The organism is Thermonema rossianum DSM 10300, from assembly GCF_000426825.1.
Classification (GTDB): Bacteria; Bacteroidota; Bacteroidia; order Cytophagales; family Thermonemataceae; genus Thermonema; species Thermonema rossianum.
This window is the reverse complement of record NZ_AUGC01000001.1, coordinates 154,420-175,358: the sequence shown is the minus strand read 5'-3', so window position 1 is coordinate 175,358 and position 20,939 is coordinate 154,420. Positions and strand designations below refer to the sequence as shown.

Sequence of the window (20,939 nt, the reverse complement as noted above, 5' to 3'; positions counted from 1 at the left end):
TATAAAATACTTACACGCTATATTCAAAAACATAAGAAGGCCTTTTATGCACAGGATGTTTTTATGGATGAGTTTGGTGTGCGGCATATATTGCCAATGTCATGCCCAACACAAAGCCTTTAAGTTCTATGCCGCAGGTGCCCAATATGATTACGGATTCATTTTGCGGCATACCCCCAAAGTAGGCCACCTTATTGTGGCTCCCCCTTATGCCTTGAGCCTGCAAGCACATTGGCAAAGCACAGGCAATGAGCTATGGCAACAACGACTCAACTACCCCGAATTCAGCCTGATGGCTACTTATTTTGACTATCGCCACCCGGCCATCGGCAAAACACTGGCTGTCAGCGGGCATGCTCGCTTTGCCTTGCGCCCCCATCACAGAAAAATGCAATTGTGGCTTGGTATAGGCAGTGGCTTGGCTACCGGCAACCGCCCTTTTGACCTGAACGACAACCCTAAAAATGTAGGCATCAGTAGCCCCATCAGCTATGCCATGCAAGTCGATGCGCAAATACGCTACCACACCAATACGCACTGGCTTTTATTTGCAGGCGGGCGCCTCACGCATTACTCTTGTGCCGCTTTTGTTCAGCCCAACAATGGACTGAACATGGTAACTGCCACCCTTGGTTTAGGCTATGCGTTTCACAATACCAGGCTGCTACCCCGGCAAACGGCTGCCTTACCATACGAATCCTACTGGCATCTGCAAGCTTCGGCACAGGTGGGATGGCTGCAAACTTATGTGAAACAAAAAAACAAAGACTTCTATAATAATGTGCTTGTTTACATAGGCAGGGACATGGGCAGCGCCAGCCGCTGGCACCTCGGTTTCGACGCATCATGGAACCGGGGCATTCTGCGGCAAATCCGGCGTGTTTATGCCGACAGCACACAGCATCCCGACTACAGGCGTGTGGGGCTACTGTTGGGACACGAGTTTACCTTTGGGCGCCTGTGTCTGCTTACCCAAGCGGGGCTTTATATTTACAAACAGTTTGAAGGAAAAACCGATCAAGTTCATTTTCAGCGCTATGGCATCAAGTATTGGATAACCCCTAACTACTTCTTCAACATAAACCTCAAAACCCACGCTTTCACTGCCGAAGTAGCAGAGTGGGGCATCGGTTACCGTTTCAAATGGAAAAAGTCATGAACATCATATCAAAGCAGTGGTATATCATGGTGTTGTTTTTGCTGAGCGCTTGCCAAGCGCCATGGGAATGCCGCCAAAACAACCTCCGGCAAGAAGTGCGCATTTTGCCGGGCAGCTTCAAAGAAGTAAAGGTTTTCGACAACGTCCACCTCATATTAACCGAAGGGCATGAGGTGCGTGTGGAAGCGCCACATGATTGGTTGCCTCATATCTACACCAAGGTAGGAAGCGACTCTGTCTTGCGCATTGGCAATGAAAACCGTTGTCTAAAAGCAAAAGAATATGATGCCCCCATAAAGGTGTATGTGGGTGTGGACGGGGTAAAGCAAATCACTCAAGAAGGATATGGCGACCTGTTGAACGAGGATACGCTTCACCTAAACCGGCATTTGGATATTTACAGCCTCAATGTCAATGCACATGTTGAGCTTATCCTCGACGCGCCAAGATTGTATATTTACAGCAATTTGGGCACCGACTTTTGCATAAAAGGGCGTGTCGAAACACTTACTGTTTTCACACAGGGCTTCGGGCGCATTGACCTCCGGCCTGCCCATATCAATCATTTTTATACAAGGCACAACGGCGAAGGTGATATTTTGGTAGCGCCACTGCAAAGTGCCGATATATGGATAGAAAACAGCGGCGATGTGTTTTTATATAACATGCCTCCTGTGTTCAAAAGTAAAATCACGGGCAGCGGGCACATTGTCTTGCCTTAAAACAGCATACTATCCATAACTTTGTGTCTTGCACCATTTTTTACCTTTTTCAAAAAGACCATGAGCGCTATTCTGCAACTCAAGGAACTGCTTGATAAAAAAGCAGCCCGGTACAACCACCCTGATTTTATAGAAACAGACCCTATCAGCATCCCACATGCTTTTGCCAAAAAGCAAGACAAAGAGATTGCCGGTTTGTTTGCGGCGGTCCTGGCGTGGGGCAATCGAAAAACCATCATCAACAAGTGCCGCGAGTTGATGCAACGCATGGACAACAGCCCGTACGAATTTATTAAGCACCACCAAGAAAGTGACTTAAAACAGTTGCTGGGCTTCAAACACCGTACTTTCCAAGAAACAGACTTGCTTTATTTTGTGGCTTTTCTGCATCACCACTACCAACAACACGACAGCCTGGAGCAAGCCTTCCTTCCGGATGACCCTGCTGCCCTGCAAAGTCAAGACGTAGGTCCCCATCTTGACTCTTTTCATCGCTACTTTTTCAGTCTTCCTTATGCCCCCCGGCGTACACGCAAACATATACCTACGCCTGCCCGGCAGTCGGCATGCAAACGCCTGGCTATGTATTTACGCTGGATGGTGCGCCGCGACCAACAAGGTGTGGATTTTGGCTTATGGCAAAAAATCAAGCCGGCTCAACTCATCTGCCCATGCGACGTGCATGTGGTGCGCACCTCCCTGCGTTTGGGCTTGCTTCAAAAAGAGCAAGTCAATTGGCGGGCGGCTGTCTCACTTACCGCGCAGCTGCGTTTGCTCGACCCGAACGACCCCGTACGCTACGATTTTGCCCTTTTTGGCATGGGGCTCGAAAGCCGGTACGGTAGCTAAAAACAAAAACGACCGGCGATTGCCGGTCGTTTGCCTTAGTAGCGGGGGCAGGACTCGAACCTGCGACCTTCGGGTTATGAGCCCGACGAGCTACCAACTGCTCCACCCCGCGATGTTGTCTCATTTGCGATTGCAAATATATGCGATTGTTTAAAACAAAACAAGTATCTTTGCAAAAAAATTTAAGTTACTTAAATCTTTTACACAGTACACAATTCATTTTCAATGCAAAACGAAGCAAAACACAAGGCAGGATTTATTAGCATCATTGGCAAGCCCAACGTGGGAAAATCCACCTTGATGAATGCCTTGGTTGGCGAGAAGTTGTCCATTGCCACCCCCAAAGCACAAACAACCCGCCACCGTGTCACAGGCATTCTCAACGGTGAAGACTATCAGATTGTTTATCAGGATACGCCCGGTATTCTGGAACCCAAGTATGAGCTGCACAAGCGTATGATGAACTATGTGCAGCAAGCCCTCGAAGACGCCGATGTGCTATTAATCGTGGTGGAACCACAAGAGCAGTGGGAAGATTCTGCCTTGCTTGACTACCTCACCCACACTGCCCAACCTATTATTGTGGCCATCAACAAAGCCGACACCACCGAACAAGGACAATTGGCACAGGCAGTAGCATACTGGGAAAGCCGCCTGCCCAATGCCAAAGCTGTCATTCCGGTATCTGCGCTTTACAACTTTAATTTGGATACGCTGCTGAGTGCCTTGCTCTCTTACCTGCCCGAACACCCCCCTTATTTCGATAAGGAACAAATCAGCGATCAAAGCGAGCGCTTTTTTGCAGCTGAAATCATCCGGGAAAAAATATTTCTGCTTTACCGCGAAGAAATCCCTTACAGCTGCGACGTGCAGATCTTTTCTTTTAAAGAAAAAGAGCATATCATTCACATACAGGCAGATATTATTGTAGAGCGGGAAAGCCAAAGAAAAATACTGATTGGCAAGGGCGGCAGTGCCTTGAAGCAGGTAGGTATTGCAGCCCGCAAAGACTTGGAAGCTTTTCTTGGCAAAAAAGTCTATTTGGAGTTGCACGTGAAGGTCATCAAAAACTGGCGCCGGCAAGAGCGCTGGCTCGAGCGGTTCGGCTATAAAAAGCCGTAATCTCCCTCTTTTCTTTTCGTCATATCAAAGAATACTGAAAACAGAAAAATACTTATGGGAAATATAGTAGCAATCGTAGGGCGCCCCAATGTGGGGAAATCTACGTTTTTTAACCGTCTTATTGGCGAACGCAAAGCCATCATGGATGACGAAAGCGGCGTGACGCGCGACCGCCACTACGGAAAAACCGAATGGACGGGCGTGCCTTTTACCGTGGTGGACACAGGCGGTTACGTTGTAGGTTCGGAAGATGTTTTTGAAGCCGCCATTCGCCGCCAAGTAGAAGTGGCCATCCAAGAGGCCGATGTCGTGCTGTTCATGGTAGATACGCAAGCCGGCTTGCACCCCCTCGATGAAGAGTTTGCCAAAGTGCTGCGTCGCTACGAAAAGCCCGTACTCTTGGTTGCCAATAAAGCCGAAACACCGGATCGCACACAGCAGGCGGCCGAGTTTTATGCTCTTGGCTTCGACAAGATTTTTCCTATTTCGGCACAAACAGGCAGCGGCACGGGCGATCTGCTCGACGAGGTAGTGAAGCACTTAACCCCCACCCCCGACGTTGACCCATACGAAGGCATTCCCCGCATAGCCATTATAGGAAAACCCAACGTCGGAAAATCGTCTTTTGTAAACCTGCTGTTGGGAGAGGAGCGCAACATAGTAACCGACATTGCGGGTACCACGCGCGATGCCATAGACACCCACTACAAAGCCTTCGGCAAAGAGTTCATTTTGACCGATACCGCCGGCTTGAGGCGCAAAAACCGCATCAAAGACAGCATTGAGTTCTACTCGGTAATGCGTACTTTGCGCGCAGTAGAACAAAGCGATATTTGTATTATGATGGTCGATGCCCAAGAAGGCATCACCGCTCAAGACATTTCCATTTTGCGCCTTGCAGAAAAGGACGGCAAAGGCATGGTGCTGATGGTCAATAAATGGGACCTTATAGAAAAAGACCACATGACCTATAAGCACTATCTGGATGCCATTCGCCAAAAACTCAGCCCCATGGATTATATCCCGGTGCTGTTCACCTCTGTGCTTAACAAACAACGCGTCTTTCAAACCATCGAAACAGCCATCCGTGTATATGAAAACAAACAAAAACGGGTGCCTACCTCCAAGCTCAATGATGTGATGCAGCAGGTGATTGCACACTATCCGCCGCCGGCATACCGTGGGCATCATATCAAGATTAAATACATAACCCAACTGCCGACGCGTGTTCCCTCTTTTGCTTTCTTCTGCAACCATCCCAAATACATACCCGAAACCTACCGTCGCTATCTGGAAAACCAGCTCCGCAAACATTTTGACTTCGAAGGGGTTCCTATCCGCCTTTACTTCCGGGAAAAATAGGCATCATTTTTGCTTTTGTAAACAACAGAAAGTATTAAAAATTCAACAATCATGAAAAAAGCTATTTACCTGTCTCTATTGTTTGTTGCAAGCCTATTGGTTGCATGCTCCGGAAGCGAACAAACCCAAGAAGGCAATAAGGCAGACAGCACAAACTCTACGACCGGCGTGCCTTCTTCTGCAGAAAAAGCTCCGGTTGAAATGCAGCCGGAATCTACTACTATACCCGCTGACAGCGCTCCGGAAGAAGTAAAGGTGGTGAATAAAACAGAGGTAGAGACTCCATGAGGAGAAAGGCAACTTTTTTCACATGTCTCAGATTATTTTTATTACTTTGTATTCTTGGCAAGAAGTTTGAAATTGGTATAACTTTGTAAAATTAAAAGCTTATGTTACAGCAAGTATCCAAAATCCCTTCCTCAACTTCATCATCATTTTTGTCTCCCAATTTCAAAATATCTATCACTACCCCCTTAGACAAGCCGGGCAATGCACTGCTCAAACGGGGGTTCGACATTGTCTTTTCGCTATTGGTCATCCTATTTATTTTCAGCTGGCTCATGCCCATACTCGCTCTGCTTATTAAGTTGGACTCTCGCGGTCCTGTTTTTTTCATACAAGAGCGTGGTGGAAAAAATGGCAAAACTTTTCGATGCATTAAATTCCGAACCATGAGGCACGCCCCCCATTGCAACAAATATCAACCAACTCTAAAAAATGACTTTCGTGTAACACGCATAGGAGCTTGGTTGCGCAAAACCAGCTTAGACGAGTTGCCTCAATTCTTCAATGTGCTGCTTGGGGATATGTCGGTGGTAGGTCCTCGCCCTCATGCAGTGCAAGAAGATGAGAAGTTTTCCCAGCTCATAGAGAACTATTCTTTACGATACTTAGTAAAACCGGGTATCACGGGCTTGGCGCAAATCAACGGAAATCGTGGCTTTGACATCCAACTCTATAAAAGCCGGGTCAAGTATGACTTGTATTACATTCAGAACTGGAGTTTCTGGCTTGATTTAAAAATAGTTGTTTATACCGCACTCAAAGTAGTTTTTGGAGACAAATATGCTTTTTAAAAGTCTAAAAAATATGTATCTTTAAAGGATGGACAAGGATGAGATAGGTGTATGTATTACCAATTGGCTTTAGTATTTGTATGTGCGGCACTGGGGGCGTGGGTCAGTATATCGGCAGTTATCAGGCTTGCCCGGGAAAAGGGCTTGCTGGATTACCCGGATGTCCGCAAAACGCACTTCATTCAAACCCCCACCTTAGGTGGCGTGGGTATTTTCATTGGTTTCATCCTTAGCTTTACCATATTTAGCACCTACGATACCAACGGTCACCAACTCTTGGGAATTATAGCGGCGGTCATATTTCTCTTCTTTACAGGCACAAAAGACGATTTAGTGCCCTTGCCGCCACTCAAGAAGCTGCTTGCTCAGCTCTTTGCCATCTGTTTGGCAACATTCAAAGGGAATGTATGGCTGCACGGTTTATATGGTTTGTGGGGGATTGACGCTTTGCCGCCCGTGCTCGCTTACACACTCACTTTTTTTGTATATGTGGTCATCATCAATGCAGTAAATTTGATAGATGGCATCAATGGGTTGGCCGGCAGCTTGGTTTTTATAGGCACCCTGTACTTGGGCTTTTGGTTTACCATCCATGATGTACAGTATCTTGCGGTCATAAGTTTTGCGGTATCCGGCAGTGTGCTTGCTTTTCTTTACTTCAACTTTCGCACTCAGGCCCAAGTATTCATGGGCGATACCGGCTCCCTGGTCTTAGGCTTTTTATTGGCAGTCTTGTGTATTGGATTCATTGAGCATGCTCATCAACAGCAGGTCTATTCGCCGGGCGTTGCCCCTGCCATGGCCATGGCTGTGTTGGCAGTGCCGCTGATTGACACAGTCAGGGTGTTTATCATACGGGTTATGAACAAGCGTTCGCCGTTTTCCGGTGACAGGAACCATCTGCATCACTCTTTGCTCAATGCGGGCTTCAGCCACCTGCAGGCAAGCGGTTTCTTGCTTGTATTTCAGCTGTTGGTGTTAAGCAGCATGTCTTTCTTGCCCGACAATGCCATGCATATTCACCTTTATGCACTCATTTTTTGGGGCATTGTACTGCACCTATTGCTTGCCTCTTTGGAGAAACGGCACCGCCTGCTTATTCGGCAGCAGTCGGCAGCATCACAACAAAAAACCAAGCATCAGAAGGCCTCTTCCCAACCGCCGGCAGCTTAGGGCATATGTTTTTCTTTTGCCTTCTGCTTTATAAAAGTTGCCCAATAATTGTATCAAGACCAATACCCTCTGCTTCTGCCTTGAAGTTCCGCACAATACGGTGGCGCAACACAGGCAAAGCAACTGCCTGCACATCTTCTATATCGGGCGATAGCTTACCATGCAGCAAAGCATGACATTTGGCGCCCAATATCAGATATTGCGAAGCGCGTGGTCCTGCCCCCCACTCTAAGTATTCTCTTGCTACTGTGTTTTTTTCGTCGGTAGGGCGCGTTTTCTGAACCAAACGAACGGCATATTCTATGACGTTGTCGGCAACCGGCACCTTGCGCACCAAATCCTGGAAAAGCAACAACTCCTTTTCCTCCAATACCTTATTGACCTCCGCAGTGTAAGCACCGGTTGTGCGTTTGATTACTTCCACTTCTTCCTCAAAAGAAGGATAGGTAAGCTGAATTTCGAACATAAAACGGTCAAGCTGCGCTTCGGGCAAGGGGTAAGTCCCCTCCTGCTCAATGGGGTTTTGGGTTGCCAGCACAAAGAAAGGGTTGGGCAAAGGATAACGCTGCCCTCCTATGGTTACTGCCCGCTCCTGCATGGCTTCAAGCAGGGCAGCCTGCGTTTTCGGGGGCGTACGGTTGATTTCGTCTGCCAGAATAATATGTGCAAAGATAGGTCCTTTGACAAACTTAAAGTTGCGCTCTTTATCCAGCGTTTCCGAGCCGGTAATATCTGCCGGCATAAGGTCGGGGGTGAACTGTATCCGGTGAAAAGAAAGGTCGAAACATTGGGCTATGGTTTGTATGAGCAAGGTTTTTGCCAAACCGGGCACGCCTACCAACACACAATGGCCTTTTGAAAACAAAGCTATCAACAATTGGTCTATCACTTCATCTTGCCCCACAATCACCTTGTGTATTTCTTCCTTCAGCTTGTGATAGGCGGTGGCAAAAGCCTTGGCTGTGTGGTTATCTGCTTGATGGTTTTCCATAGGTTGTCGCGGGTTAGTCTATTCCAAAGATTTTGCATGTGCGGTACTCCGGCGCTACTTGAATATACAATTCATCTTTGGCTTTTAAAAACCATTCATTGAGTGCTTTGTTTTTCTTTTCCTCCAAAGCCATTTCGGCAATGCGGTCAAAATCTGTTTCCAAAGAAGCAAAATGAGCCGGATATTTTGCCTTGAAATAAATAATGCGCAGGGCACGCTTGCCATCAGGCATACGATATTCCATAGGCTCCGAAATAGTGCCTACTTTCATGGTGTCGAGCACACGGTAAAGGTAAGCGTCCAACTCTTTGTCAGGCACACGGTAGCTTCCTTTACGGCTCATAAAATAGCCCCCGTTGGCAGCCGTATTGAGCGATTGCATGCCTTTGTCTTGCGAAAACTCAATGGCTGCTTTTTCAAAGGTGATGCTGTCTGCCATGATAACCTGCCGCAGGCTGTCCAAAAACTTATACTCTTGCTCCTTTTCAACCTTCGACCAATCGGGGATAATAAGAATGTGCCGGCAGCGGAATTCGTCGCCACGGCGCTCTTCCAGCTTTACAATATGAAACCCGAAGGGGGTCTCAAACACACGGGACACTTCGCCGGGCTTCAGCCGGAAAACAACCGCCTCGAACTCAGGCACCAAGTTGCCACGACGCTGCCAGCCCAAATCACCTCCAAAATCCCGGGTGCCGTCTTGCCCGTAGAGCTTCGCAAGTTTTTCAAAAGGTTCACCGTCTTCCACAATACGCTTTCTGATGGACTCGAGCTGTTCTTTTACCCGCTGCCGCTCTTCTTCCTTCAAAGGCAAGACACGCACGATTTGCGCCACCTCAAATTCGGTAGAAATGATGGGGATGCTGTCTTTGGGCAAACGTTTAAAATAGCGCTTTACTTCGGCAGGTGTCACCTCAATGCCTTCGGTTATTTTTGAACGCATGGTTTGCGTAATGCGCTCTTCTTTGAGCGATTGCTGTAGTTCCCGCTTGAGGTCTTCGAACGATTTTCCATAGAGCTCTTCCAGTACTTTGGGCGAGCGGCCTTGCAAAAGGGCATCGATACGCTGCTCCGTTTCAACCTCAATCAGTTGGTCATTCACGGTCACGGAGTCAATTTCTGCCTTGGCAAGCAGCATCTTATTTATCAGCATGCTTTGTAAAAGCTGACACTTGGCCTGTTGGGTGCGCGGCAAGCGCCCATCGTTGACCAGTTCTTCGAAATACAACTCCAAATCCGACTGCAAAATAACATAGTCATCGACCCGGGCGATAATCTTATCGAGCACTTGTTGCTGAGCCTGAACCATGAAATGATTGGTGCCAAACAACACCAATGAAAAGATAAGGGATAAATAAACTTTAGTTGTTTTTTTCATAAATCTCAAATAATTTTTTCTGTTCTGCTTCTTTGTACACATCTTCTTCCAAGCGCTGAATGGCTTGTATGCGTCGCCGGTTGTAAATCATCTCTTTGATGCGGTCTTCTACATACTCGAGTGGTGCGGTAGCCCCTGCCGGCAAAAAATCCTTGACATACAGCAAAGCCACGCCGGCTTCGGTGGCTTTTTCCCAAATCTGCCCTTTCTGTAGCAAACGGCCGGGGTTCTCTTCTTCGGCAAAAGGCGTAGCCACAAGCACTTGACGCAAAGATACCCAGTTGGTATCGTTCAAAGAACAATTAAGCGCATACTGCAAACAAAACGCTTTCAATTGGCTTACATCTTCCGGTTTATTGCTTTTTATCTTGCGTTTGATGTCTTCCAGCTGCTTGCTTTCCGCGGGAAGCTCCACCAGGCGCACTTGTACCAATGGCTCTTGCAGCTTGAATTCTTCCTGATGCTTTGTATAAAAAGAATCGAGCTCGGCCTGCGTAATGAGGGTATCTAAATGCTGCTCAAGGTACTGTTCTTCAAATTCAAACAAAATCAGTGAATTGCGATAATCTTCTACTTTTCGCTCCAGTGCTTTTTCATCAATTTTTGTTTCTTGTAAAGCTTTTTGTATGAGCAGTTGTTTACGCACCCAGAGGTCAATATAGCGCTTGACCAGCAAAGCGCTGTCCTGTGGTGTAGCGCCTTTGGGCACTACTGCCTGCAAATCGTCTTCATACAGCACCTTGTCTTTGACACGCGCTACTATATGCTTATTGGTACCGCTCTCCACCTGGCATGCCACCAGCAACAAAGCGGCACCCCAAACCAACAAATAATTTTTCATTTTATTTTTTTACTAATGCCAACAGGTTTTCTTCTATAATACGCACAGGATAACGCGCCTGTAATTCCTTCACCCATTCTTCTTCAAGAAACTTCTGATAGTCATTGATTACTTCGCCCCGTGCTTCCTTATAGTCTTTTAAACGAGCAGGTTCCACTTTTATGATGCGCACAAAATAGTGCTTACCCTCCTTGGAAAAAGTATAGTCGCCGGGCTTTAGTTCGACATTGTCCAAAACAGGCTCTTTGCCTACTTCAAACGCGCCGGAGCGCACCTCTACGCCATCGACCAAGCCGGCAAGGTTTTGGGGGTCGGTGGAAAATACCTGTAACTCTACTTTCCGGCTATTGCGATAATGCATATAGTCTTTTTGTACAATCTGTGTGGAAGTAACTCCCCGCTGCGTCAAGTATTGCACGACGGCTTCGATACGGCGCTTCGAAAGCCCCGCCGGTTCTTGCTTTTCTTGATAGCCTGCCACTTCAATCTTCATACTCTCGTCGTCGAGCAGAAGACTCACCAATTGGTCTATTTTGGTAAGATGTGCACGGGCAAAAGTCGCCTCACCTTTAGCATAAGTAATCACATAGGGCTCGGCTATACGGTAGCGCCCATTAGCGGCTTTTAGCAGGTCTATTGCGTGTTGAAGTGCTTTTTTGTCTTGACTTGCCATCACCAGAGCCTCTACCCGTTCCGGATATTTGTAACGCTCGCGATGCTGTTCAAAGAAACGGCGTGCCCCGGCCGTGTCCTCAATGGCACGTGTCCACACTTTGTCGGTCATCACTTGGAAAAGCAACATCCCCTCATAGTATTCACGCAGCAAGTGACGATATTCAGGATATTTTTCGCTTAAATGGGCTTTTTCAAAAGCCAAAGCTTGCTCATTTGTGTAGCGCTCGAAAAGCGCATCTAAATACATTTGTGGCGACATGTGTGCTTGAGGAACCTGCACCCGCTTCACATAGTCCACAAACTCTTTTACTGTCAGTTCTAACTTTTCTTGTACTTGCGGATGCTCAAAAGAAATCAAAAGCTCGTTCAATAGTTTTTCGGGTAAAACAGGCGCCCAATGAGCCTGCAGCAGCGATGAGTCGGCATAAGCCCGGAGTTGCTTATATGCTTTTTCATTGACTTTTAAATTATTTTCCCGCTTCAGGCGGCGCACCAAGGCTTGTTCGCTCACCTTCGAACGGCTATCACGCGCCACACGCCGTTTGATGAGCTCTTCCACCTCCTCGTAGGGCTCCAGCTCTTGCCGCTTGATGAGCTTGACAATATGCCATCCATAAGGGGTCAAAAAAGGCTCGGAAATATCGCCGGGCTTTTGCAAGGAAAAAGCCACAGCTTCAAACTCCGGCAAGGTAGTCCCTACGGTAAAGGGCGGTAGCTCCCCACCTCTGCTTTTGGTGTTTTGGTCTTCAGAATACTTTTTACATAGCTCATCCCAAGATTCGCCTTGCTGCAAGCGGCGATAAATATCCCAAACTTTATTGCGCAGTGCAATGGAGTCTTTTTCGGAAATGCCTTTGGGCACACGCAACATGATGTGGGCTACCTGCACCTTGCCACTGTTGGGACGCTTGTCGTGTACTTTCAAGATATGATAGCCGTACTTGGTACGGAAAACGGGCGAAACCTCCCCCACAGGTGTTTGGTATGCCATGTTTTCGAAGGGATACACCATCTGCAGTGCAGTAAAATAGCCCAAATACCCCCGGTTGGTTTTGGCCGAAGGGTCGTCGGAATGGCGGCTTGCCAGCACACCAAAATCCGCCCCGCTGACTGCCTCCCGGCGTATTTGCTCTATACGTTCATAGGCACGCAGGGTATCGGCCGGTGCAGCGTCTTCGGGCACGGCTATCAATATGTGTGAAGCACTGACTTCTGTTTTCATGCGTTCGTAAGCCTGCTTTGCCAAAGAGTCAATGGTGCGGGTATCTTTTAAATAAGGCTTGGCAAGCTGCTCTTTGTAGGTTTCAAACTCCTGCAAAAACTGCCCGGTCGTATCAATACCTTGCTCACGCGCATACAACACCTTCAGCTTAAACTTCACATACAAGTCCAAATATTCGCGCAAGCTTTGCTCGCTGTAAGCCGCCTCGTCTTGGGCAAGGTTCTTCTCATAAACAAATAAAAACTCTGAGCGGCGAATGGGCTCATTGCCTACATAAGCAATGATAGGGTCTTGTTCTTCAAGGCGGGCTTGTTGTTTGGCGGTATGTGCTGCCGGCTTGCACGATACTAAAAAAAGGAGTAAACCTCCTATCAAGTAATAGACTCTGAAAAGATTCATATAGCTTTACTGTTTGCCTTTGAGAGAAATGGCATCTGCAATTTTACGAATTTTCCACGAAAGGAACTAAGAGGCTTTTTCAGATACCAGCGCCTTCTGCAGACGCCACACGCGGCAACCTTCTCTTTCAAAAACATCTACTTTATCCATGATAGAGCGCACCAAACGCAGCCCCAAGCCCCCTTTACGGCGGCTTCGAATCAAAGCTTGAATGCGGGGAGGCACATATTCTTTCATGTCAAAAGTGGAGCGCCCCGAAGTATCGACTATTTCAATAGTAAGCCACTCATCTTGAACAATAATCTCTACGGCAATGCGGTCGGTAGCAGCTGCCGGCACATGAATAATCAAATTACTGCATACCTCATCAACAGCCAACACCAGCTGATTCAATGTAATTTCAGATAACTCCAACGGACGAAGCGCACGCCAAACGAAACGGCGCAAGTCAGACAAATAACGACTATCGTAAGGTATGTGCAGGTTAAGCCTCATTTAAATAAGCATTAGCTTCACTTCGGTTATGGTAAATATTGAGCAAACGATCCACGCCTAAAATTTCAAATACATTGGCAACTTTGGGCTTCATCGAGCAAATCGCCAGCTTGATATGCTTCTCTTCAAATTCATCCAAATGCGACAAAATCACCCCCAAGCCGGCAGAAGAGATATACTCCAACTCTTCAAAGTCTATGAGTATCTTTTGAGCACCTTGGGCTTCCGCTTTTTCTATCGCCTCATCGAAAACAATAGAAGAAGCTGCATCCAACTCGCCCTTCGGACACAATACCCATATGTCGCCTTCTTGTATAATAGCCACTTCCATTTTATCTCTTTGCTGTTTGATGATACGCAGGTAATCAAATGAAGGTTTTAAAAAAGCAAATTGAGCAAAGCATCTTTGGTAAAGAAAACCACCTACACCATGCTTTTAAAGCGCAAATAGGTTCCTAAAGGAAGTTTGCGCCGGGCGTGGTCTGCCACATAAAGTTCGCCCACCTCCGGCTGCCGGGCGGCCGGTAAATGCCGGAACACTGTCTTCACCAAACTCTCGGCCACCAAAGCCGAAAAGCCCACTGAATAAAGATTCAGGAGGAAGAAATGCCGGCGCTCATCGAGCAATTCCGCACACAAATGCACAAGCTCGTTGATATGCTCCTCCAGCACCCACTTTTCCCCGTTGGGACCTCTTCCGTAAGCCGGCGGGTCCAATAAAATGCCTTGGTATTTACGTCCGCGCTTCACTTCCCGGCGTACAAACTTCATGGCATCCTCTACTACCCACCGGATGCCATCCAGCTTAGATGCTTCTTGGTTCTGACTTGCCCAATTCACTACCTGCCGCACTGCATCCACATGCACCACTTCGGCGCCGGCCTGCCGGGCAGCCAATGAAGCCCCGCCCGTGTAAGCAAACAAATTCAAGACTTTTGGCTGTTGCAACTGCCCACACACCGAAGCGATGTATTCCCAGTTGGCAGCCTGTTCAGGAAACAAACCTACATGCTTAAAGGCAGTGAGTGCCAATCGAAAACGGAGCCTCAGTTGCTTGCTCTTGTAGTGCACAAACCAAGGCTCTTGCACCGGGCGCCGGTGGCGCCACTCGCCCCGCTCTTCGCGTCCTCCTTTGCCCGTCAATGCAAAGTGCACGTCTGCCAAGCGGTTCCACTCCTCTTCGGGCAAAGCGGGGTCCCATACCGCCTGAGGTTCCGGACGCGATAGCACATATTTTCCGAAACGTTCAAGCTTATAACGATTGCCACTATCTATAAGCTCATAGTCTTGCCAGCGGGGTGTTTCTATCTGAATCATAGCCGGTACATTCTAAACTTCAATACCCGGCAAAACTATGCAAATTCGACAGATGTTTTTTATTAAGAAAAGCCACCACCGGACACTTCTCTTAAATAAATTAAAAAAAGCGTCTAAAAACTCACTTCAAAAAGAAAACCTAATCCAATATACTCTTTACAATAAAATAACATTAATTCACTGACTAATAACAGTCAAATTACTATTTTTGGCGTGCATTTTGCTTGCATCTCATACACAGACAATGAAGACACAGTATAAATATTGCGAAAACAAGCTTCAAAAGCTTTATGAACAGCCCCTAAGTGTAATGGACTTAGGGACCAACACCTTTCATTTGCTTATTGCCAAGCTCAAAAAACCACTTCCCGACTATCAGCCCTTCGAGGTGATTCACAAAGAGAAAGTGGCCGTCAAGATAGGACAGGGCGGCATCAGCCGGGGTATTATCAACGAGCAGGCCCAAGCGCGCATGTTCGAAGCATTGCGCTACTTCCGTCTCAGCTTGGCCGAGTACAACATACCACCCGGCGAAGTAGAAGCCATGGCCACCAGCGCCCTGCGGAGCGCAAGCAATGGCGCTTTATTGGCACAGAAAATAAAAGAAGAGTTTGGGATAAACATACAAATCATCAATGGCGAAGAAGAAGCCGAACTGATTTATTATGGCGTCAAAGCCTACATGCCCATAGGCAACGCTCCTGCCCTCATCATGGACATAGGCGGTGGCAGTGTGGAGTTTATCATCGGCACCGACCAAGGGATATTATGGAAAAAAAGTTTCGAGATTGGGGCGCAGCGTCTATTTGACTTGTTCATGCAGTACGACCCCATTCATCCACGCGATATAGCCCGTCTGCGTCACTATTTGGCACAAGAGCTTGAGGAACTGCAGGCTGCCTGCCGCCAATATGCACCTGCTTATCTTATCGGCTCTTCCGGCACCTTCGACACCCTCAAAGACATAGAAGAGGCACAAGCAGGCATGCATTGCACTGAAATCACCTTTTCCCAATTCGAAAAAATCCATTGGCAACTACTCAAGAAAAACCGGCAAGAGCGTCTGCGCATCCCCGGCATGTCCGAAATGCGGGTCGATATGATAGTGGTTGCCTCCATTCTGTTGCACTATGTGATGCAACAAGCGGCCCTCCCCTATATGAAAGTGTCGCTATATGCTCTAAAAGAAGGTGTTTTATTCAAAAAGTTAAATCATTTATTGACTACATAAACAGCTTTTTGTACCTTTGCTGTAAGAACGGTTACTATTGCAAGAGGGGTAGCGATACCCCTCTTTTGCTTATGGCATCCGTAAAACACAAGTCTAAGGTATGGAGGTACAGGAACTAAAAGAGCGCATACGGGAGCTTATTATGCCCCTCATTCAAGAGCCTTATTATTTGATAGACATAGAAGTGAAGCCTTTCCGCCGTAAAACGCGGGTAGCCATCTTCGTAGATACCGACGCCGGCATTCAAATAGATGAATGTGCGGAACTGAGCCGCCAAATAGGCGATTTATTAGATGAAGTAGCAGAGTTGGACGAAGGATACACTTTGGAAGTATCGTCGCCTGGTTTGGACCGTCCACTCAACAGTGAGCGCCAATTTCGAAAAAACATAGGGCGCCACGTAACTGTGCATCTGTCCGATGGCAAGCAGATGCTTGCCCGCCTCGATGCTTACACCGGAACCGCCTTGCAGCTCACGAAGCTTGACCCCCACCCTACTGCCAAAGGTAAATGGAAGGAAACCCCTATGGAAGTCAAGCTTGAAGATATACAAAATGTGTATGTTGTTGTTGAATAAAAGGAAGAAAAGATATGATTGATAACAGAGAATTGACCGAATCGTTCATGGAGTTGGCCCGGTCCAAAGGTATTGACCGTCCTACCATGATTCGTATCATAGAAGACGTATTCCGCACTATGATACGTAAGCAATATGGCGATGATTCTAATTTTGATGTCATCATTAACTCCGACGGCGACCTCGAGATATTCCGGTATCGCGAGATCGTGCCCGACGACTCTCCCGAACTGGCCGATGACAATACCAAAATAAGCCTTTCGGAAGCCCGGAAAATAGAAGCCGATTTTGAGGTAGGCGAGGAGATTGCCGAGCCCATCGACCCGCAAAGCTTTGGGCGGCGTGTTATCATGACCGGACGCCAAACCCTCATCCAAAAAATAAAGGACTGGGAAAAAGAACGCATGTTCTTGAAATACAAGGACCTGGTAGGCACCATCGTAACCGGTGAGGTGTATCAAATCTTGCGCAACCGCGACATTATTGTACTCGACAACGAAGACAATGAGTTGCTGCTGCCACGAAACCAACAAATCCCCAAAGACCGTTACCGCAAGGGCGACAGCATACGTGCGGTGGTGGACAAGGTAGAGCTCATTCATGGTTCGCCAAGAGTCATTTTGTCACGCACCTCCCCCGTCTTTCTTGAACGCCTCTTTGAACAAGAAGTGCCCGAAGTGGCCGACGGTATCATAGCCATCCGCAAGGTAGTGCGTGAACCCGGTGAGCGCGCCAAAGTAGCCGTGGAGTCATTCGATGACCGCATAGACCCGGTAGGGGCTTGTGTAGGGATGCGCGGTTCCCGCATCCATGCCATCGTGCGTGAGCTGAACAACGAAAACATAGACGTCATCAACTACACCGACAACCTCGAGCTGCTTATTGCCCGCGCTTTGGCTCCGGCCAAGCTTTCGGCAGTCAAGCTGGAGGAAAACGGGCGTGTATCCGTGTACCTGAAACTGGACCAAGTGCCCCTGGCCATAGGTAAGAACGGATTGAACATCAAACTGGCCGGCAAGCTTATCGGCAAAGAGATAGACGTGTTCCGTGAAATAGACGAAGAGGATGAGGAGGATGTGGATTTGAGAGAATTCCGCGACGAAATAGACGAGTGGATTATAGAAGAATTTCGCAAAGTGGGGCTCGATACCGCCAAAAGTGTGTTGGCAGTGCCCAAAGAAGACCTGGTGCGCCGCACCGACCTCGAAGAAGAAACCATCGACTACGTGCTGGAAATCCTTCGTAAAGAGTTCGAATAAAATTCACCAAGGACCTCTTCGTACGCCCAAATACTTTTCAAGCCGAAGAGGTCCGGCGTTTTTAATACCAAATTAAATTGTGTAAATTTGCGTTGACTCCTGCAACAGGGTCACTCTAAATTTAAATTATTAAGGAACAGTATATGAGGCTTAGTCAGGCTGCAAGAAAACTAAACACCGCAACTACTACCATCGTGGAATTTCTCAAAGAGAAAGGCCACGAAGTGGAGAATAATCCCAATGCAAAAATTACCGATGAGCAATTTCAGTTGTTGGTAAAAGAATTTCAAGACGCTGCGCTTGAAAAACAGGAAGCCTCAACCAAAACCATCCGCCATATCGACAAAACGGTGGTCATTAAGTCCGAAGACCGGACCAATAAAGATACTGAAAACGAAGACGAGGAGGAGGAAGTACTTGTAAAAAGCAGGGAGTCCAAAACCATCGAATCGAGCACCAAAAAAGAGGACAAAGCGCAGCCACACGAAGAAAAGACAAGTGAGCAGCCCCGGACAGATGAAGAAAACACCGGGGATGATGCAATTGAGCGTCCTAAAGTGGGTTTAAAAATCCTGGGTAAAATAGATCTGGACGCCATAGAGAAGAAACCTGCCAAGAAGCAAAAAAGCAAAAAGAAAGCAACTTCTAAGCAGGAAGTAGCTCAAAGCAAAAAAGAAAGCAGCCCTGTTGCAGAAAACAAAGAAACACCTGCGCCTCAAACCCAAAAGCAAGAGACAAAAGAAGTGCCGCCTGCTAAAGAAGAAAAAGAAGAAGTAGTGGAGGTATCCCAAGAAGAGAAAAAAGAAGCCATAGAAGAGAAACAGCCTGCCGTAGAGCAAGTGCAAGAAGAAAAGCCTGCCGAAGTCAAAAAAGAAGAAGCAGCTGTCGAGCCGGATAACGCAAAAGAGGTTGAAGGCGAAGAAGAGGAAGAAGATGTTATTCGCGGGAAAGCTGAAAAGCTGGAAGGCTTAAAAGTACTTGGCAAAATAGAGCTCCCCGACAAAAAGAAGAAAAAAGCCAAGCCCATTGCTTCTTCCGACGAACGGAAGCGCAGCCGGGTACGCATAAAGAAAAACAAAAAAGACGGCGACAACAAAACAGACAACCGTCAGTCCAAGGACAACCGCAACCAAGACAATCGCTCTCATCGTACCAAGAGCAAGAAAAAAGCTGTTGAGAAAAAAGAAATCAGCAGTAAGGAGGTAAAAGAACAACTCAAAGCCACCTTGGCCAAGATAAGCGGTGCCGGAAAGAAAAAGGTAAGCCGCAAGCGCAAAGAGAAAGTAGAGATAGAAGGGCAAGAGGTAGAAAAGAATGTATTGCAGGTAACAGAGTTCATCTCTACAGCCGAGCTGGCCAGCTTGATGGACGTGCCGGTCAACGAAGTAATCACCAAATGCATTCAATCCGGCATTTTCGTATCTATTAACCAACGCCTTGAAGCCGACATTATCGAGCTTATAGCCTCCGAATATGGTTATGACGTGGAGTTCATCAGTGCGGAAGAAGAAATTACGGTAGATATAGAGGAAGAAGAAGACAATCCGGAAGACTTGGTGCCACGCCCGCCGGTAGTAACCGTCATGGGGCACGTGGACCACGGGAAAACTTCCCTGCTCGACTACATACGGAACACCAACGTAACGGCCAAAGAAGCCGGTGGCATTACCCAGCACATCGGTGCCTATAGCGTCACAACCGCCGACGGCAAAAAAGTTACTTTCCTTGACACCCCGGGACACGAAGCCTTTACCGCCATGCGTGCCCGCGGTGCCAAAGTAACGGACGTTGCCATTATCGTAGTAGCTGCCGACGACAGCGTGATGCCTCAAACCGTGGAAGCCATCAACCACGCACAGGCCGCCGGCGTGCCTATTGTCATTGCTATCAACAAAATAGACAAACCCACTGCCAACCCCGACCGGGTAAAAGAGCAGTTGGCAAAAATCAATATTCTGGTTGAAGACTGGGGCGGTCCTTATCAATGCCAGCATGTGTCTGCCAAAACCGGCGAAGGCATTGATGAGCTATTAGAAAAAGTATTGCTGGAAGCCGAATTGCTGGAGCTGAAGGCCAACCCCAAACGCAAAGCTTCCGGTACGGTCATCGAAGCCGCCCTCGATAAAGGAAAAGGCTACGTAGCCACCTTGCTGGTGCAAAACGGCACCCTGCATGTAGGTGACATTGTACTGGCCGGAACCCATTACGGTCGTGTGAAAGCTATGACCGACCACACCGGCAAGAGAATCAAAGAGGCCGGTCCTTCCACACCGGTGCAAATCTTGGGCTTGAATGGTGCCCCACAGGCCGGTGACAAGTTCAACGTGATGGATAGCGACAAGGAAGCACGCGAAATTGCCAACAAACGCGAGCAAATCTTGCGCGAGCAGCGAATCCGTGCTACCGAACGCATCTCACTCGAAACCCTGAGCCGCCGTCGTGCGCTGGGCGATTACAAGCAGCTGAACCTGATTGTGAAAGGCGATGTGGACGGTTCGGTAGAAGCGCTAAGTGACGCACTGCTCAAGCTATCCAAGCCCGATGAAATAGAAGTGCGCATTGTGCACCGCGGTGTAGGTCAAATCACCGAGTCAGACGTTAACCTTGCGGCTGTATCGGATGCCATCATCATTGGTTTCCAAGTGCGCCCATCGGCAAATGCCAAAAAGCTTGCCGAGCAAGAGCATGTGGAAATACGTCTCTATTCTGTCATCTACGACGTAATCAACGACGTAAAAGATGCCATGGAAGGCATGCTGGCGCCCACAGTAGAAGAAGTAATTGTGGGCAATGCCGAAGTGCGCGAAGTATTCCACATATCGAAAGTGGGCACAGTAGCCGGTTGCTATGTAACCGACGGGTATATTAAACGTAACCTCCCTATTCGCGTTGTGCGTGATGGTACTGTGATTCACACCGGCGAGCTGGCAAGCTTGAAGCGTTTCAAAGACGATGTATCGGAAGTAAAAGCCGGCTTTGAATGTGGTCTGGCAGTAAAAAGCTTCAACGATATACAAGTAGGCGATATCATAGAAGCATTCGAACGCCGCGAAGTAAAACGCACCTTAGACTAAAACACAAGTAAACGGCA

The 20,939-nt window shown here is 47.7% G+C and carries 19 protein-coding genes and 1 tRNA gene; 12 read left to right on the top strand and 8 right to left on the bottom strand.

Annotated features, from left to right (window positions below):
* Positions 1 to 46: 46 nt before the first annotated feature.
* The 3 genes from K384_RS00825 to K384_RS00815 are packed head-to-tail and all read left to right on the top strand — an operon-like array spanning position 47 to position 2,730.
* A complete protein-coding gene (locus tag K384_RS00825) occupies positions 47 to 1,159 on the top strand; it encodes an acyloxyacyl hydrolase (RefSeq protein ID WP_169737592.1) in 1,113 nt (370 codons plus the stop codon).
* The gene (locus K384_RS00820; protein ID WP_038028456.1) at positions 1,156 to 1,881 is read left to right on the top strand and encodes a GIN domain-containing protein; all 726 of its coding nucleotides are present in this window, start codon (positions 1,156 to 1,158) and stop codon (positions 1,879 to 1,881) included. Before K384_RS00825 ends, K384_RS00820 begins: the two co-directional genes overlap by 4 nt.
* 60 nt (positions 1,882 to 1,941) lie before the next feature.
* Positions 1,942 to 2,730 (top strand): TIGR02757 family protein, encoded by a 789-nt coding sequence (locus K384_RS00815; RefSeq protein WP_038028455.1) that lies wholly within the window; start codon positions 1,942 to 1,944, stop codon positions 2,728 to 2,730.
* A gap of 39 nt (positions 2,731 to 2,769) precedes the next feature.
* Here K384_RS00815 and K384_RS00810 read toward each other — a convergent pair.
* Positions 2,770 to 2,842, bottom strand: a tRNA-Met gene (locus K384_RS00810).
* A gap of 113 nt (positions 2,843 to 2,955) precedes the next feature.
* Between K384_RS00810 and era the strand changes: the two genes are divergently transcribed.
* The 5 genes from era (at position 2,956) to K384_RS00785 (ending at position 7,463) form a co-directional block, all read left to right on the top strand.
* Positions 2,956 to 3,852 (top strand): GTPase Era, encoded by an 897-nt coding sequence (gene era, locus K384_RS00805; protein ID WP_038028454.1) that lies wholly within the window; start codon positions 2,956 to 2,958, stop codon positions 3,850 to 3,852.
* A 54-nt stretch (positions 3,853 to 3,906) separates the two neighbouring features.
* Positions 3,907 to 5,214 (top strand): ribosome biogenesis GTPase Der, encoded by a 1,308-nt coding sequence (der, locus tag K384_RS00800; RefSeq protein WP_038028452.1) that lies wholly within the window; start codon positions 3,907 to 3,909, stop codon positions 5,212 to 5,214.
* A 51-nt stretch (positions 5,215 to 5,265) separates the two neighbouring features.
* Positions 5,266 to 5,502: a hypothetical protein gene (locus tag K384_RS00795; protein WP_038028450.1), complete on the top strand. Its 237-nt coding sequence runs from the start codon at positions 5,266 to 5,268 to the stop codon at positions 5,500 to 5,502.
* A gap of 101 nt (positions 5,503 to 5,603) precedes the next feature.
* Positions 5,604 to 6,290, top strand: coding sequence for a sugar transferase (locus tag K384_RS13545; RefSeq protein WP_071837409.1), 687 nt, complete (start codon positions 5,604 to 5,606; stop codon positions 6,288 to 6,290).
* 51 nt (positions 6,291 to 6,341) lie between these two features.
* Positions 6,342 to 7,463, top strand: a complete 1,122-nt coding sequence (locus K384_RS00785; RefSeq protein WP_051632982.1) for an MraY family glycosyltransferase — start codon at positions 6,342 to 6,344, stop codon at positions 7,461 to 7,463.
* Positions 7,464 to 7,491: 28 nt separating this feature from the next.
* On the opposite strand, the gene K384_RS00780 is transcribed toward K384_RS00785, so the two are convergent.
* The 7 genes from K384_RS00780 to K384_RS00750 form a co-directional block, all read right to left on the bottom strand.
* Complete coding sequence (locus tag K384_RS00780; protein WP_038028449.1) at positions 7,492 to 8,454, bottom strand: AAA family ATPase; 963 nt, start codon at positions 8,452 to 8,454, stop codon at positions 7,492 to 7,494.
* Between the two features lie 13 nt (positions 8,455 to 8,467).
* Positions 8,468 to 9,832, bottom strand: coding sequence for a peptidylprolyl isomerase (locus K384_RS00775; RefSeq protein WP_038028447.1), 1,365 nt, complete (start codon positions 9,830 to 9,832; stop codon positions 8,468 to 8,470).
* Positions 9,816 to 10,673, bottom strand: coding sequence for a hypothetical protein (locus tag K384_RS13690; RefSeq protein WP_038028444.1), 858 nt, complete (start codon positions 10,671 to 10,673; stop codon positions 9,816 to 9,818). Before K384_RS13690 ends, K384_RS00775 begins: the two co-directional genes overlap by 17 nt.
* Position 10,674: 1 nt before the next feature.
* Positions 10,675 to 12,969 carry a peptidylprolyl isomerase gene (locus tag K384_RS00765; RefSeq protein ID WP_038028442.1) on the bottom strand — a complete coding sequence of 765 codons (2,295 nt, stop codon included), beginning with the start codon at positions 12,967 to 12,969 and terminating at the stop codon, positions 10,675 to 10,677.
* 66 nt (positions 12,970 to 13,035) lie between these two features.
* Positions 13,036 to 13,464 (bottom strand): ATP-binding protein, encoded by a 429-nt coding sequence (locus tag K384_RS00760; protein WP_038028440.1) that lies wholly within the window; start codon positions 13,462 to 13,464, stop codon positions 13,036 to 13,038.
* Positions 13,454 to 13,795, bottom strand: a complete 342-nt coding sequence (locus K384_RS00755; RefSeq protein WP_038028439.1) for an STAS domain-containing protein — start codon at positions 13,793 to 13,795, stop codon at positions 13,454 to 13,456. The genes K384_RS00760 and K384_RS00755 overlap by 11 nt, the downstream gene beginning before the upstream one ends.
* Before the next feature lie 92 nt (positions 13,796 to 13,887).
* On the bottom strand, positions 13,888 to 14,781 hold the full coding sequence (locus K384_RS00750; RefSeq protein WP_038028438.1) for a class I SAM-dependent methyltransferase: 894 nt from the start codon (positions 14,779 to 14,781) through the stop codon (positions 13,888 to 13,890).
* Positions 14,782 to 15,025: 244 nt separating this feature from the next.
* Between K384_RS00750 and K384_RS00745 the strand changes: the two genes are divergently transcribed.
* The 4 genes from K384_RS00745 to infB all read left to right on the top strand — a co-directional run bounded on the left by K384_RS00745 (position 15,026) and on the right by infB (position 20,922).
* Positions 15,026 to 16,012 carry a Ppx/GppA phosphatase family protein gene (locus K384_RS00745; RefSeq protein WP_051632981.1) on the top strand — a complete coding sequence of 329 codons (987 nt, stop codon included), beginning with the start codon at positions 15,026 to 15,028 and terminating at the stop codon, positions 16,010 to 16,012.
* A gap of 100 nt (positions 16,013 to 16,112) precedes the next feature.
* Positions 16,113 to 16,589 (top strand): ribosome maturation factor RimP, encoded by a 477-nt coding sequence (locus K384_RS00740; RefSeq protein ID WP_051632980.1) that lies wholly within the window; start codon positions 16,113 to 16,115, stop codon positions 16,587 to 16,589.
* Between the two features lie 14 nt (positions 16,590 to 16,603).
* Complete coding sequence (gene nusA, locus K384_RS00735) at positions 16,604 to 17,848, top strand: transcription termination factor NusA (RefSeq protein ID WP_394330432.1); 1,245 nt, start codon at positions 16,604 to 16,606, stop codon at positions 17,846 to 17,848.
* A gap of 143 nt (positions 17,849 to 17,991) precedes the next feature.
* Complete coding sequence (gene infB / locus K384_RS00730; protein ID WP_157629992.1) at positions 17,992 to 20,922, top strand: translation initiation factor IF-2; 2,931 nt, start codon at positions 17,992 to 17,994, stop codon at positions 20,920 to 20,922.
* Positions 20,923 to 20,939 lie beyond the last annotated feature (17 nt).

Excerpts from the sequence above, each read along its gene's own strand:
- K384_RS13545 (WP_071837409.1), top strand. The coding sequence starts at position 5,604 with ATGTTACAGCAAGTATCCAAAATCCCTTCCTCAACTTCATCATCATTT.
- K384_RS00825 (WP_169737592.1), top strand. The coding sequence starts at position 47 with ATGCACAGGATGTTTTTATGGATGAGTTTGGTGTGCGGCATATATTGC.
- K384_RS00765 (WP_038028442.1), bottom strand. The coding sequence starts at position 12,969 with ATGAATCTTTTCAGAGTCTATTACTTGATAGGAGGTTTACTCCTTTTT.
- K384_RS00745 (WP_051632981.1), top strand. The coding sequence starts at position 15,026 with ATGAAGACACAGTATAAATATTGCGAAAACAAGCTTCAAAAGCTTTAT.
- K384_RS00750 (WP_038028438.1), bottom strand. The coding sequence starts at position 14,781 with ATGATTCAGATAGAAACACCCCGCTGGCAAGACTATGAGCTTATAGAT.
- K384_RS00785 (WP_051632982.1), top strand. The coding sequence starts at position 6,342 with ATGTATTACCAATTGGCTTTAGTATTTGTATGTGCGGCACTGGGGGCG.
- K384_RS00740 (WP_051632980.1), top strand. The coding sequence starts at position 16,113 with ATGGAGGTACAGGAACTAAAAGAGCGCATACGGGAGCTTATTATGCCC.
- nusA (WP_394330432.1), top strand. The coding sequence starts at position 16,604 with ATGATTGATAACAGAGAATTGACCGAATCGTTCATGGAGTTGGCCCGG.
- K384_RS00820 (WP_038028456.1), top strand. The coding sequence starts at position 1,156 with ATGAACATCATATCAAAGCAGTGGTATATCATGGTGTTGTTTTTGCTG.
- infB (WP_157629992.1), top strand. The coding sequence starts at position 17,992 with ATGAGGCTTAGTCAGGCTGCAAGAAAACTAAACACCGCAACTACTACC.
- K384_RS00760 (WP_038028440.1), bottom strand. The coding sequence starts at position 13,464 with ATGAGGCTTAACCTGCACATACCTTACGATAGTCGTTATTTGTCTGAC.
- K384_RS13690 (WP_038028444.1), bottom strand. The coding sequence starts at position 10,673 with ATGAAAAATTATTTGTTGGTTTGGGGTGCCGCTTTGTTGCTGGTGGCA.
- K384_RS00775 (WP_038028447.1), bottom strand. The coding sequence starts at position 9,832 with ATGAAAAAAACAACTAAAGTTTATTTATCCCTTATCTTTTCATTGGTG.
- K384_RS00795 (WP_038028450.1), top strand. The coding sequence starts at position 5,266 with ATGAAAAAAGCTATTTACCTGTCTCTATTGTTTGTTGCAAGCCTATTG.
- K384_RS00755 (WP_038028439.1), bottom strand. The coding sequence starts at position 13,795 with ATGGAAGTGGCTATTATACAAGAAGGCGACATATGGGTATTGTGTCCG.
- K384_RS00780 (WP_038028449.1), bottom strand. The coding sequence starts at position 8,454 with ATGGAAAACCATCAAGCAGATAACCACACAGCCAAGGCTTTTGCCACC.
- era (WP_038028454.1), top strand. The coding sequence starts at position 2,956 with ATGCAAAACGAAGCAAAACACAAGGCAGGATTTATTAGCATCATTGGC.
- K384_RS00815 (WP_038028455.1), top strand. The coding sequence starts at position 1,942 with ATGAGCGCTATTCTGCAACTCAAGGAACTGCTTGATAAAAAAGCAGCC.
- der (WP_038028452.1), top strand. The coding sequence starts at position 3,907 with ATGGGAAATATAGTAGCAATCGTAGGGCGCCCCAATGTGGGGAAATCT.